This window comes from Actinoallomurus sp. NPDC052308 (genome assembly GCF_040679195.1).
GTDB classification, from domain to species: domain Bacteria; phylum Actinomycetota; class Actinomycetes; order Streptosporangiales; family Streptosporangiaceae; genus Actinoallomurus; species Actinoallomurus liliacearum.
The window spans coordinates 1-12,310 of the sequence record NZ_JBFAUM010000046.1; the positions used below are offsets into that span (position 1 = coordinate 1).

Here is a 12,310-nt window from a genome sequence, read left to right on the forward strand (position 1 = left end):
CCGCGACGAGCGCCTGGACGGCCACGAAGTCGTCGGTGGTGAACGAGATGCGGGGGCTGAACCCCGCCCGTTCGCACATTTCGAGCAGGTGCACCACGACGCCGGGGCGGGGCTCAGGCGACGCCGCCGAGGTAGGCCTCGACGACGCGGGAGTCGGCGGCCAGGTCCGCGGCCGGGCCGTCGAGCACGCAGCGGCCGTTCTCGATCACATAGCCCCGGTGGGCGATCTTGAGCGCGGCCTTGGCGTTCTGCTCCACGAGCAGGACGGCGGTGCCGGCCTCGTTGATGTCGCGGATGACGTCCATGACCGCCGCGACGATCAGCGGGGCCAGCCCCATCGACGGCTCGTCGAGCATCAGCAGCCGCGGCCCGGCGACGAGCGCCCGGCCGATGGCCAGCATCTGCTGCTCGCCGCCGGACAGGGTGCCGCCGTGCTGGGCGCGCCGTTCGGCGAGCTTGGGCAGCAGGGAGTACGCCCGGTCGACGCGGCGGGCCAGCTCCTTGGCGTCGCGCACGAGGTAGCCGCCGAGCAGCAGGTTCTCGTGCACGGTCAGGGTGCTGAAGATCCTGCGCCCCTCCGGCACGTGCACCAGACCACGTCCGACGATCTTGGGCGGCGCCGCGCGGGTGATGTCGTCGCCCTCGTACACGATCCGTCCCGCACCGGGCCGTACCAGCCCGGACACGGCCGACAGCGTCGTCGTCTTGCCGGCGCCGTTGTTGCCGAGCAGCGCGACGATCTCGCCCTCGCCCACGGTGAGCGACAGCCCGCGCAGGGCCTGGACCCCGCCGTAGCTCACCTCCAGGTCACTCACCTCGAGCACCGCCGACCTCCTCTCTGGCCGCCTCGACCTCGGCCTCGTCGGCGTCCCGCCCGAGGTACGCCTCGATCACCGCCGGATCGCTGCGGACCTGTTCGGGCGGCCCGTCGGCGATCTCCCGGCCGAAGTTGAGCACGACGACCCGGTCGGAGACCTCCATGACCAGGCCCATGTCGTGCTCGATCAGCGCGATCGCGATGCCGAGGTCGCGGATCCGCCGGATCAGGTCGAGCAGTTCCGCCTTCTCGCCGTGGTTGAGCCCGGCCGCGGGCTCGTCGAGCAGTAGCAGCTTCGGGCGGCGGGCCAGTGCTCGGGCGATCTCCACCCGGCGCTGCTCACCGTATGGCAGGTTCCGTACGAGCCCGGTCCGGTCACCGCGCAGGCCGACGAAGTCGAGCCACTTGTTCGCCTCCTCGGTGCCCTCGCGCTCGCTGCGGCGGTACCGCGGCGTGTGCAGCAGCGCGTCGACGACCCGCTGGCGCAGCCACAGATGCGTACCGGCCCGCACGTTGTCCAGCACCGACATCTCGCCGAACACGCGCAGGTTCTGGAACGTCCGGGAGACGCCCCGCGAAGCGATCAGCGAGGGCCGCCGCCCGGTCACGTCCGCGCCGTCGATCCGGATCCGGCCCGCCGTGGGCTTGTAGAACCCGGTGACGCAGTTGAACGCCGACGTCTTGCCGGCGCCGTTCGGGCCGATCACCGAGACGATCTCGCCCGCGCCGACGCCGAACGACAGCCCGTCCACGGCCAGCACGCCGCCGAAGGACAGCCGAAGGTCCTCGACTTGCAGCATCACCGCTCCCTCGATCGATGGGGCCACAGCCCCTGCGGACGAGCGATCATCACGATGATCAGCAGCACGCCGAAGGCGAAGAACCGGTAGTCGGCCAGGCCGCGCAGCACCTCCGGCAGCAGACTGATCACGATCGCGCCGAGCACCACGCCGGGCGTCGAGCCCATGCCGCCCAGCACGACGGCCATCAGCACGAGCGCCGACTGCAGGAACGTGAAGCTGGCCGGTGAGATCGCCGAGAGCTGCGCCGCGAACAGCACGCCGGCCAGGCCGCCCCAGACCGCGCCCGCGATGTAGGCGGCCAGCTTCACCTTGTACGTGTTGATGCCCATCGCCTCGGCGGCGTCCTCGTCCTCGCGGACGAACCGCCACGCCCGGCCGATCCGGGACCGGCCGAGCCGGGCCGCCAGCAGCACGGCCACGGCGACGATGATCAGCACGGCGTAGTAGAAGACGACCTGGTTCGACGAGGCGTCGCCGAACAGCCCGGGGATGCCGTAGATGCCGGACGGTCCGCCGGTGATGTCCAGGTTGTTGGCGGTGATCCGGATGATCTCCCCGAAGCCGAGCGTCACGATCGCCAGGTAGTCGCTGCGCAGCCGGAGCGTCGGGCCGCCGATGATGACGCCCGCGACCACGGTCACGATGACGACCGCCGGGACCGTCGCCAGCAGCGGGATCTTCAGCTCGGTGGACAGCACGCCGCTGGTGTACGCGCCGACCGCGAAGAACGCCGCGTACCCCAGGTCCAGCAGGCCGCAGTAGCCGACGACGATGTTCAGCCCGACGGCGAGCATGACGAAGACGACCGCGCTGGTCATCACGTCCATCGCGTACGGCGTGGCGATGACGAACGGCGCGAGCAGCCCGATCGCCAGGCCCGCCCAGCCGAGGTGCCGGCTCTCCAGGAACCGCGTGATGAACGTCGGGCCCCGGCCCTTCACCGGCTTGACCGGTGGGCCCTGGACCGCGGTGCCGTCGCCCGCGCTCACGCCCGGTCCCTCGCCCGCGCTCATACGCGCTCCGTGACGCGTTCGCCGAGCAGGCCGGTGGGCCGCACGGTCAGGAACAGGATGAGGAATCCGAACGCGAAGACGTCGCGCCACTGCCCGCCGACGAAGTGCGTGCCGAACGACTCCAGCAGGCCGAGCAGCAGACCGCCGAGCATGGTGCCCGGGATGTTGCCGATGCCTCCGATGACCGCCGCGGTGAACGCCTTGAGCCCGATGATGAAGCCCATCAGGAAGTCGATCTTCCCGTAGTAGCCGCCGGCCATGACGCCCGCCGCCCCGGCGAGCGCCGAGCCGATGAAGAAGGTCCGCGAGATCACCTTGTCGACGTCGATGCCCATGAGCAGGCACGCCTTCGGGTCCAGCGCGATGGCCCGCATGGCGCGGCCCTGCCGGGTCCGGGTGATCAGGACGTTCAGCGCCACCATGAGGACGACGGAGACCGCCATCAGGGCGATCTGCTGCCAGGTGACGCGGGCGCCCAGAACGTGCAGCGCCGTGCCGTCGAGCCGGACCGGGTACACCTTCGGGTTCGGCCCGGCGACGATGCGGGTGCCGTACTCCAGGGCGAACGACGCCCCGACCGCGGTGATCAGAAGGGACAGGCGGGGCGCGCCGCGCAGCGGCCGGTAGGCGACCCGCTCGATGACGACGCCGGACAGGCCGGTCGCCACCATCGTCAGGATCAGCACGACGAACAGGGCGACGAGAGAGGAGGACTTCACCAGCCCGCCCATCGCCCCGAGCATCGCGAACCCGCTGAACGCGCCGAGCATGTAGAGGTCGCCGTGGGCGAAGTTGAGCAGCTTGATGATGCCGTACACCATGCTGTAGCCCAGCGCGACCAAAGCGTAGAACGAGCCGACGAACAGGCCGTTCCAGATCAGCTGTGACATTGGCAGGGGCCTACTTCAGCGCGTCCTGGAGCACGAACTTGCCGTTCTTGACGACGAGGATCACGAAGCCGCCGCTGGTGAGCGTGTGCCGGTCGGTGAACTTCAGCGGACCGGAGAACAGCTGCAGCCCGTTGATGCCCTCCAGCGCCGTGGCGAGCTTGTCGCCGTCGGTGCCGCCGGCCTTCTTGATGGCCTCGGCCGCGACCCGCACGGCGTCGTAGGACTGGGTGGAGTACGGGCCGGGGTCGGCGCCGAACTTCTGCTTGTAGGTGGCGATCCAGCTCTCCGCGCCCTGGATGGTGTCCGGGGTCTGGGTCATGGTCGCGTACGCGCCCTCGGCGGCGGCCCCGCCTGCGATCTTGACGAGCTTGGCGTCCACCGAGCCGTCGGCGACCATGAACTTGCCCTTGTACCCGGCCTGCCGGAGCTGCCGCAGGATCAGGCCGCCCTCCTGGTAGTAGCCGGTCCAGTAGATGAAGTCCGGGTTCTTCCGAAGGACGTTCGTGACGTTCGCGGAGTAGTCGCTCTCGCCGGGGTTGACCGCGTCCAGGGTCGCCTTGTCGGGGCCGCCGGGCTTGTCGAGCTCGGCCGCGGTGCGCACCGCGATGTCCTTGGAGTAGGACGTGTTGTCGTGCAGGAGCGCGACCTTCTTGGCGCCGCTCTTGGTCATCCAGGTCATCGCGGCGACGGCCTGCTGGTCACCGGTGCCGTTGACGAAGAACACGTGCTTGAGCTTCTGGTCGACCAGCTCGGTCGAGTTGGCCGCCGGGATGATCATCGGGATCTTGCGGCGGTCGAAGACCGGGAGCGTGGGCAGGGTCGCGCCCGAGCAGTACCCGCCGACCGACACCGCGACGTTCGCGGCGACCAGCTTGTTCGCCGCGGCGACCGCCGTCTTGGGGTCGCAGGCGTCGTCCTCGGCGCGCAGTTCCAGCTTGCGGCCGAGCACACCGCCCTTCGCGTTGATCTCGTCGATCGCCATCTGGGCGCCGTTCTTCATGTACGGGCCGATGTCGGCGCTGCTGCCCGACAGGGGGATGTCCATCCCGAGCAGGATGGGGCCCTTGTCCTTCTTGCTGTCGCCACCGAGCACGCCCTGGCCACAGGCCGAGGCGGTCAGAGCGGTCGCCGCCAGTGCGACGCCGAGCGCTGCTTTCCTCATGGGGATCTCCGATATGTGAACGACGGGTAGGGGGAGATGGCGGCGCGGCCGGAGTGGCCACGCCGCGTCGGACGGTCGGGTTGAGGAGCGGGAGGTCTAGGAACGGGGGATCAGAGCAGGAACCCCTCGGGGAAGGGATCGTCGGGGTCGAGCAGGTACTGCGCCGTGCCGGTCACCCAGGCGCGGCCGGTGATCGCCGGGACGATCGCGGGCCGGGAACCGGCGACGGTCGTCTCCTCGGCGATCCGGCCGATGAACCGGCTGCCGATGAACGACTCGTTGACGAACTCCGCGCCGGGGGCCAGCTCCCCGCGCGCGTGCAACTGGGCGAGCCGGGCCGAGGTGCCGGTGCCGCACGGCGAGCGGTCGAACCAGCCCGGGTGGATCGCCATCGCGTGCCGGGAGTGCTTCGCGTCCGAGCCGGGCGCGACGAACTGCACGTGATGGCAGCCCGCGATGTCGGGGTTCTCCGGGTGCACCGGGCGGCGCTGCTCGTTGATCGCCGCCATCGTCGCCAGGCCGGCGCTGAGGATGTCGTTCTTGCGCTCCCGGTCGAACGGCAGCCCGACCCGCTCGATCGGCAGGATCGCGTAGAAGTTGCCGCCGTAGGCCATGTCGTACGTGACGGGGCCGATCCCCGGCACGTCGACGGTCTGGTCGAGGGCGTCGACGAACGACGGGACGTTGCGGATCGTCACGCTCTTCGCCGCGCCGTCGCGCACCGCGACCTCGGTGACGACGAGCCCGGCGGGCGTGTCCAGCCGGATCGTGGTGACCGGCTCGGTCACCTCCACCATCCCGGTCTCGACCAGCACGGTCGCGACCCCGATCGTGCCGTGCCCGCACATCGGCAGGCAGCCGGACACCTCGATGTACAGCACGCCGTAGTCGGCGTCCGGCCGGGTCGGCGGCTGGAGGATCGCGCCGCTCATCGAGGCGTGCCCGCGCGGCTCGTACATCAGCAGGGTGCGGATGTGGTCGAGGTGCTCCATGAAGTACGCGCGCCGCTCGAACATCGTCGCACCGGGGATGACGCCGACCCCGCCGGTGACGACGCGGGTCGGCATCCCCTCGGTGTGCGAGTCCACCGCGTGGAACACGTGCTTGCTACGCATTGCTCTCCAGGTGCGCGGCGGCCTCCGTGGCCGCCCGCACGGTCGCGGCCTGTTCCTCGGTCAGCGGGAGGCGGGGCGGCCGGCACGGGCCGCCGTACCCGCCCATGACGTCCATCGACAGCTTGATCGCCTGGACGAACTCCGTCCGCGAGTCCCAGCGCAGCAGCGGGTGCAGTGCCCGGTACAGCGGCAGCGCCCGCTCCAGGTCGCCGGCGACGGCCGCCCGGTACAGCGCGACGCTCGCCTTCGGCAGGGCGTTCGGGTAGCCGGCGATCCAGCCCTTGGCACCGGCGATGGCCAGCTCGAGCAGCACGTCATCCGCGCCGATCAGCACGTCGAGCTCGGGGGCCAGCTCGGCGATCCGGTAGGCGCGGCGCACGTCGCCGCTGAACTCCTTGACCGCGACGATGTGACCGGCCTCGTGCAGACGGGCCAGCAGCTCGGGGGTCAGGTCCACCTTGGTGTCGTACGGGTTGTTGTACGCGACGATCGGCAGCCCCGCCTTGGCCACCTCGGCGTAGTGGGCCTCGACGATCCGGTCGTCCGCGCGGTAGGCGTTCGGCGGCAGGAGCAGGACCGCGCCCGCTCCGGCCTCGGCGGCCTGCTCGGCCCAGCGCCGCGACTCCGCTGAGCCGTACGCCGCGACGCCCGGCACGACTCGGTCGCCGCCGATCGCCTCGACCGCGGTCCGCACGACCTGGGCCCGCTCTTCGGGGGTGAGGTTCTGGTACTCGCCGAGTGAGCCGTTGGGGCACACGCCGTCGCAGCCCGCGTCGACCAGGTCGCGAACGTGCTGGGCGTACCGGTCGAAGTCGACCGACAGGTCCTCGCGCAGCGGCAGCGCGGTGGCGACGAGGATGCCGTGCCAGGGCTTACGGGGGGCACTCATGCGGTTCTCCCTTATGCGATGTGACATTTCACGTTGGGCCGAGCATGGCCGTCAAGATGTGACAGGACTCGTGATACGTCCGTTATGCCTGGTTGATCGGACGGTTTCCGCACCGCGGCCGTAGGGATTCGCCCCTCCGGCCGTGGCTGTTCGCTCTGGCCGGTGTCAGGGCCGGTCCTCGGCGGCGAGGTCACGCAGCCGCAGGGGCTGGGCGAGTGGTCGGCGCGCGATTCCCCGCAGGTCGTCGGCGTCGGGCAGCCGCCCGCAGATCCCCGCCGCGAGCCACGCGGTCGCGTAGCCGCATACCCGGCCCTGGCACCGGCCCATGCCCGCCCGGCTGAGCAGCTTGGCCGAGCGCGGGTCGGTCGCGCCGAGCTCCGCCGCCTCGGTCAGCCGACCGCAGGTGACCTCCTCACAGCGGCAGACGATCGTGTCCTCCCGCAGCCGGTCCATCCAGCCCGGGCGGACGGGATACGCGCGGTGCAGAGCCGCGGCGAACGCCCGCAGCCGCCGTCGTCGCGCCAGCAGGCGCCGTACGTCGGCCGGGTCGGGCGCGACGCCGCCCGCCGCCTCCGCGGCCGACAGCCCGGCCAGCTCCCCCTCGACGAGCGAGAGCTGGGCGCCGCCGACCCCGGTGGTCTCCCCCGCCGCGTACACGCCGGGCACGCTCGTACGCTGCGCCACGTCGACCGCGACGACCAGGCTGCCGTCGGCGTCCATCCGAGTGGCGCAGCCGAGCTGCAGGGGGATCTCCAGCTGCGGCGTGAACCCGTAGCCGACCGCCACCGTGTCGCAGGCGACGACGCGCTCGCGTACCGGCGCCCAGTCCCGGTCGAGCCGGGCGACGGTGGCCGCCTCGACCCGGTCGTCCCCGTGCACCGCGACGACGGCGTGCCCGGTGCGGTACGGGATCCGGTGCCGCGCCAGCAGGGCGGCGTACCCGGTGCCCTCCCGCGCCTTGTCCGGATGCCGGGCGACGTGCCGGGCGAAGCCGTACGGACGGCCGGCCTCGAAGACCCCGACGACGGTCGCCCCGGCCCCGGCCAGGCCGGTGGCGATGGGGAGCAGGAATGGGCCGGTGCCCGCGACGACGATCCGCTCGCCCGCCGTGACCCGGTCGCCCTTCAACAGCGCCTGCGCGCCGCCCGCGGTGAGCACGCCCGGCAGGTCCCAGCCGGGGAACGGCAGCGACCGGTCATGCGCGCCCGTCGCGACGACCAGCGTCCGCGCGCCGATCCGGACCGGGCGCTCGTCCCGGTCCCCCGCGAGCGCGTGCACGGTGAACCCGTCCTCGACGTGCCAGACCCGGTGGTCCGGCAGGTAGGTGAGGCGGTCCAGCGCGTCCCGGAGCCGTACGAAGGCGTCCCAGTCGTGGTGGAGACGGCCCGTCTCGGCCGCGTGGTGCCGGTAGTACTGCCCGCCCGGCCGCCGTCCCGCGTCGATCAGCGCGACGTCCAGCCCGGCCGTCGCGGCGGACACCGCCGCGGCCAGGCCCGCCGGTCCCGCGCCGATCACCACCAGGTCATGCATCGCGGCCACCGCCCTTCCCCACGTCGCCGTCCCCCGCCATCAGCACCAGGTCATGCATCCGGGCCACCGCCCTCCACGACGTCGCCGTCCCGCGCCTCGACCATGCAGGCCCGCAGCGACGGGCGGCCGTTGACGGTGATCAGGCAGTCGAAGCACACGCCGATCCCGCAGTACAGCCCGCGCGGCCGCCCGCCGAACCGGGTCGTCCGCCAGGATCTGATGCCCGCGGCGGTCAGGGCGGCGCCGACGCTCTGACCCGGTTCGAACGGCACCGGCCGGCCCTCGAAGACGATCTGACTCATGGCTGCTCCGGAAAGCGGTCGGGGCGGAACGGCGCGAGGTCGAGGTCCGGCCGCGCGCCGGTGAGGGACTGGGCGAGCAGGTGGCCGGTCGCCGCCGCCAGGCCGATCCCGGCGCCCTCGTGGCCGCAGGCGTGCAGCAGCCCCTCGGCGCGCGGATCCGGGCCGATGACCGGCAGATGGTCGGGGCAGTACGGCCGGAACCCGCAGTAGGCGCGGATCGCCGTGGCGTCACCGAGCACCGGGAACAGCCGGATCGCCTGAGCGGCCAGGCGCCGCAGCGCCGCCATCGACAGCGTGCGGTCGAACCCGACCCGCTCCCGGCTGGCACCGATCAGGATCGTGCCGGCCGGGGTGCCCTCGACGACCGCGGAGGACTCCAGTCCCTCGTCGTCGCTCGCGACGTTCGCGACGTACTCCGCGGAATACACCTTGTGCCGGATCAGCGGCGGCAGCGGCTCGGTGACGAGGATGAAGCCCCGGCGGGGCAGCACCGGGACGGTCACCCCGGCGAGGGCCGCCACCTCCCCGCCCCACGTGCCGGCCGCGTTCACGACCGCCCCCGCGGCGAGGTCTCCCCGGTCGGTGCGCACCCCGGTGACCCGGTCGCCGCTCCGCAGCATCCCGGTCACGGTGACGCCCGTACGGACCTCGGCCCCGGAGGCGCGCAGCAGGTGCGCGGCGGCCAGCATCGGCTGGACCTGCGCGTCCTGCGGGTAGAACATCCCGCCGACCAGGTCGCGGGCCAGGTGCGGCTCGTAGCCGGGCAGTTCCGCCGCGGGCACGGCGACCGCGTCGACGCCCGCCGCGCGCTGCAGCTCGGCCAGCGCCGCGAGCCCGGCGATGCCCTTCTCGCTCTCGGCCACGACGAGGCCGCCCTTGGGCTCGTACTCGAAGGCCGCCCCGAGCCCGTCCTCGGCGGCCAGCTCCGCCCACCGGGCGGAGGAGAAGACCGCGAGGTCGAGTTCCGGGCCGGGCTCCTTGTCGGAGACGAGGAGGTTGCCCTCTCCCGCCCCGGTGGTGCCTCCGGCCACCGGGCCGCGTTCCACGACGGTCACCGCCAGCCCGGCCCGCGCGGCGTAGTACGCGCACGCGGCACCGACGACGCCGCCGCCGACGATCACCACGTCAGCAGTGCTCACGAGCGGTAAAATGTCACATGGCTCACCTTTCGCACAAGAGTCCGGTAATGGGCGATCGCGGGCCGGGCCAGAAGTCGGGGAGGGTTCTGTGCGACCGGGCCTCCGCCTTTACATTGTAGATTTTTATTACGAATCGCACTCATTTGATCACCGTGCGTTGTTATGCTGGCGGCGTGACCTCCGAATCCCCCGCGGGCCGGCACGTTCCCGGCGACTACGACCTCACCCGCGACATCGTCGGCGGGCTGCCGCACGCCCTCGTCGAGCGGTGGCGGCGAAGCGGTCAGACGGCCGACGACGCGCGGCGCCTGCTCAGCGGATACGCCGTCGAGGGCTACAGCGTCGTGTCGGACTCGGCGGGCCTGACGAGGCTCAGCGAGCGGCTGGCACTGCTGGAGGTGCTGGCGCTCATCGACCGGCCGAAGCGGATCCTGCACGCGTACGGCCGGGCGATCGGGGGCCGGGCGGTGGGAGTCTGGGCCGCCGACAACGCCCAGCTGTTCCATCCGGCCGGCACCCGCGCAGCGGAGTTGCTCGCGGCCCTCTTAAGCGTCCAGGACGAGATCGAGCGCCGGTGCCGGATCCGGATCGGCATCGGCGTCCACCGCGGGACCTTCAGCGAGCTGTCCGGCGGGCTGTACGGCGAGGAGGCCGACGGGATCGAGGACGTCGCGGAGAACCACGTGGAGGGCGGGGAGATCGCCGTCACCGAACCGGTCGTCGACCTGCTGCCGCCCGGCCATCCCTTCACCGTGGTCCGCAGGGACGACCTGCGGCATCCGATCGGCCCGGTCTACCGGCTGCTCGACGGCCCGCGCCTGACCGACGCGCGCCCCGTCGAGGGCGAGCGGTACCCGATCCCGTACTCCCCCGACCTCCACGCCGACCTCCTTCACCTCGAGCGCTCGCCCGGTGACGCCGATCTCCTCGCCCGGCTCACCGCCCGGCACCTCCGGGAGCGGACCGTCGTGCTCGTCGAACGCGGCGGCGCGTCGGCGGGCACGCCCGACCTGGCGGTGCTGAGAGGGCTGGCCCTGTCCACCACGATGCGCGAGACGGCGCTGGGCCTGCTGCCGTCGGCCGGCGCCGTGGAGATCAAGGTCGCCGGTCCACTGGGCATCTACCTCTTCGACGATCCCGGATCCGCCGTCGAATTCGCCCTTCGGCTCCGCGCGGGGCTGGCCGAGCGCGAGATCGTATGCCGGATCGGCGTGGACACCGGGCCGGTGCTGACCGGAGAGACACCGGGCGGCGGCCGCGACATCGCCGGAGCCCCGGTCAACGTCGCGTCCAAGATGGCCCAGGACCTCGGACGGCCCGGCCGTGTCTACCTCAGCGAGACCCTGCGCGAACAGACCGTCCTGGGCCGCTTCGTCCCGGTCGAGCGGATCGTCTCCGGCGTGCGGATCACCTTCTTCGAAGGCTGAGCCCGGCCCCGCGACGAGTGTCGGCCCGGAGACTCCGCCGTGCGGGCGGCCGGCGCGCCGTGACCGCACGCCGGGGCCCGCGGTGGCTCAGCCGACCGACGCGGCGTCGGCCTCCGGCCGCCGGTAGCAGTAGCCCACCCGCCGGATGGTCACCAGGCGGTCGCCGTGGCGCCCGAGCTTGCGGCGCAGGCGGTGGACGTGGACGTCCACCGTCCGTGGCACGACGACGGCCGCGCCCTCCCACACCGCGTTCATCAGGTGGATGCGAGAGAACACCTTTCCGGGGCGCGCCGTCAGGTAGTCCAGCAGCTCGAACTCCTGGAACGTCAGCGACACCTCTTCGCCGTCCAGCCAGACACGCCTGGCGTCGCGGTCGACGACCAGGTCGTCGGGCTCCCACCCGCCCGGCCCTCGGTCCAGAGACCTGACCGCCCGGGGAACGGCGACCGGCGTACCGAGGTCCGCCGCCGGAAGGAGATGGGCGGTGATCACCACCACCTGTCCGGTGCCGGGAAGCGGAATCACCTCCAGGAGGCCGCCTGGTGGCGGGTCGTCCGGGACCGGCGGCGGCCCCACATCGAGGTCGGGCGATGCCTCGCGTAGGTGGGTGTCGAGCTTCGCAACCTGGAGTCGTGGCATGAGCGAACTATATTCCCCACTTTGTCAGTCGACAATATGTGGATAGCCCAACCACGTGGACGCGGTCGGCGTTGACGTACCATCGGCCAAGAATGACTGGGGGCCGTAAAGTGAAGACCACCATCATTCGGCGTGGAGGTGGGGACGAATGACGGCGGATCGACCCGAGGAAGCGACGCTGGACGTGGCGGTCGAGCCACGGGGCGAGTGGGCGCTGGTGCACGTGGCGGGCGAGCTCGACTACACGACCGTCGGGAGCATCCGCGACGAGCTGGACACCATACTGGCGGCGGGCCAGGTCCGGATCGCACTCGACCTGTCGAAGCTCGAGTTCTGCGACTCGGTCGGACTGGGCTGCTTCGTCGGCGCCTGGAAGCGCGCTCGTAAGGACGGTGGCGAGCTGCTGTTGCTCCGGCCCGCCGGGCACGTCCAACGGATGCTCAAGATCACCGGACTCGACCGGTTCCTGTCCAGCACGGATGAGATCCCGGGCGACGCACCCACCGGCGACGCGGATCTGACCGCGGCGCGATAAGCCGCTCAGCCCACCGGAGGCGATCCGCCCGGGGCCCACGCGCGGCTGA

The 12,310-nt window shown here is 71.9% G+C and carries 13 protein-coding genes; 2 read left to right on the plus strand and 11 right to left on the minus strand.

Annotation, left to right across the window (positions count from 1 at the left end; all coding sequences use genetic code 11):
• Positions 1-113 precede the first annotated feature (113 nt).
• From AB0L00_RS43750 to AB0L00_RS43795, 10 genes are all read right to left on the minus strand, one after another.
• Positions 114-824: an ABC transporter ATP-binding protein gene (locus AB0L00_RS43750; RefSeq protein WP_364443769.1), complete on the minus strand. Its 711-nt coding sequence runs from the start codon at positions 822-824 to the stop codon at positions 114-116.
• Positions 808-1,617: an ABC transporter ATP-binding protein gene (locus tag AB0L00_RS43755; protein WP_345363135.1), complete on the minus strand. Its 810-nt coding sequence runs from the start codon at positions 1,615-1,617 to the stop codon at positions 808-810. The genes AB0L00_RS43750 and AB0L00_RS43755 overlap by 17 nt, the downstream gene beginning before the upstream one ends.
• The gene (locus AB0L00_RS43760; RefSeq protein ID WP_364443771.1) at positions 1,617-2,633 is read right to left on the minus strand and encodes a branched-chain amino acid ABC transporter permease; all 1,017 of its coding nucleotides are present in this window, start codon (positions 2,631-2,633) and stop codon (positions 1,617-1,619) included. Before AB0L00_RS43760 ends, AB0L00_RS43755 begins: the two co-directional genes overlap by 1 nt.
• A complete protein-coding gene (locus AB0L00_RS43765; protein ID WP_364443774.1) occupies positions 2,630-3,523 on the minus strand; it encodes a branched-chain amino acid ABC transporter permease in 894 nt (297 codons plus the stop codon). The genes AB0L00_RS43760 and AB0L00_RS43765 overlap by 4 nt, the downstream gene beginning before the upstream one ends.
• Before the next feature lie 10 nt (positions 3,524-3,533).
• Positions 3,534-4,685, minus strand: a complete 1,152-nt coding sequence (locus AB0L00_RS43770; protein WP_364443777.1) for a branched-chain amino acid ABC transporter substrate-binding protein — start codon at positions 4,683-4,685, stop codon at positions 3,534-3,536.
• Between the two features lie 110 nt (positions 4,686-4,795).
• Positions 4,796-5,800 carry a proline racemase family protein gene (locus AB0L00_RS43775; RefSeq protein WP_364443780.1) on the minus strand — a complete coding sequence of 335 codons (1,005 nt, stop codon included), beginning with the start codon at positions 5,798-5,800 and terminating at the stop codon, positions 4,796-4,798.
• On the minus strand, positions 5,793-6,689 hold the full coding sequence (locus tag AB0L00_RS43780; RefSeq protein ID WP_364443782.1) for a dihydrodipicolinate synthase family protein: 897 nt from the start codon (positions 6,687-6,689) through the stop codon (positions 5,793-5,795). Before AB0L00_RS43780 ends, AB0L00_RS43775 begins: the two co-directional genes overlap by 8 nt.
• Before the next feature lie 165 nt (positions 6,690-6,854).
• Complete coding sequence (locus AB0L00_RS43785) at positions 6,855-8,219, minus strand: FAD/NAD(P)-binding oxidoreductase (protein WP_364443849.1); 1,365 nt, start codon at positions 8,217-8,219, stop codon at positions 6,855-6,857.
• 50 nt (positions 8,220-8,269) lie between these two features.
• Entirely contained in the window at positions 8,270-8,521 is a 252-nt protein-coding gene (locus tag AB0L00_RS43790; RefSeq protein ID WP_345363144.1) for a (2Fe-2S)-binding protein, read from the minus strand.
• Entirely contained in the window at positions 8,518-9,660 is a 1,143-nt protein-coding gene (locus AB0L00_RS43795; protein ID WP_364443785.1) for an FAD-binding oxidoreductase, read from the minus strand. The genes AB0L00_RS43790 and AB0L00_RS43795 overlap by 4 nt, the downstream gene beginning before the upstream one ends.
• A 173-nt stretch (positions 9,661-9,833) precedes the next feature.
• Here AB0L00_RS43795 and AB0L00_RS43800 point away from each other — a divergent pair, with 173 nt between their 5' ends.
• Positions 9,834-11,087 (plus strand): hypothetical protein, encoded by a 1,254-nt coding sequence (locus AB0L00_RS43800; RefSeq protein WP_364443787.1) that lies wholly within the window; start codon positions 9,834-9,836, stop codon positions 11,085-11,087.
• Positions 11,088-11,174: 87 nt separating this feature from the next.
• Here AB0L00_RS43800 and AB0L00_RS43805 read toward each other — a convergent pair whose 3' ends face one another.
• The gene (locus AB0L00_RS43805; protein ID WP_364443789.1) at positions 11,175-11,726 is read right to left on the minus strand and encodes a winged helix-turn-helix domain-containing protein; all 552 of its coding nucleotides are present in this window, start codon (positions 11,724-11,726) and stop codon (positions 11,175-11,177) included.
• A gap of 148 nt (positions 11,727-11,874) precedes the next feature.
• Here AB0L00_RS43805 and AB0L00_RS43810 point away from each other — a divergent pair, with 148 nt between their 5' ends.
• On the plus strand, positions 11,875-12,261 hold the full coding sequence (locus tag AB0L00_RS43810; RefSeq protein WP_345363152.1) for an STAS domain-containing protein: 387 nt from the start codon (positions 11,875-11,877) through the stop codon (positions 12,259-12,261).
• The last annotated feature ends 49 nt before the right edge of the window (positions 12,262-12,310 follow it).

Bases quoted from the DNA above. Each gene is read 5' to 3' on its own strand.
- AB0L00_RS43760 (WP_364443771.1), bottom strand. From the start codon at position 2,633: ATGAGCGCGGGCGAGGGACCGGGCGTGAGCGCGGGCGACGGCACCGCG.
- AB0L00_RS43805 (WP_364443789.1), bottom strand. From the start codon at position 11,726: ATGCCACGACTCCAGGTTGCGAAGCTCGACACCCACCTACGCGAGGCA.
- AB0L00_RS43765 (WP_364443774.1), bottom strand. From the start codon at position 3,523: ATGTCACAGCTGATCTGGAACGGCCTGTTCGTCGGCTCGTTCTACGCT.
- AB0L00_RS43790 (WP_345363144.1), bottom strand. From the start codon at position 8,521: ATGAGTCAGATCGTCTTCGAGGGCCGGCCGGTGCCGTTCGAACCGGGT.
- AB0L00_RS43770 (WP_364443777.1), bottom strand. From the start codon at position 4,685: ATGAGGAAAGCAGCGCTCGGCGTCGCACTGGCGGCGACCGCTCTGACC.
- AB0L00_RS43775 (WP_364443780.1), bottom strand. From the start codon at position 5,800: ATGCGTAGCAAGCACGTGTTCCACGCGGTGGACTCGCACACCGAGGGG.
- AB0L00_RS43785 (WP_364443849.1), bottom strand. From the start codon at position 8,219: ATGCATGACCTGGTGGTGATCGGCGCGGGACCGGCGGGCCTGGCCGCG.
- AB0L00_RS43780 (WP_364443782.1), bottom strand. From the start codon at position 6,689: ATGAGTGCCCCCCGTAAGCCCTGGCACGGCATCCTCGTCGCCACCGCG.
- AB0L00_RS43755 (WP_345363135.1), bottom strand. From the start codon at position 1,617: ATGCTGCAAGTCGAGGACCTTCGGCTGTCCTTCGGCGGCGTGCTGGCC.
- AB0L00_RS43810 (WP_345363152.1), top strand. From the start codon at position 11,875: ATGACGGCGGATCGACCCGAGGAAGCGACGCTGGACGTGGCGGTCGAG.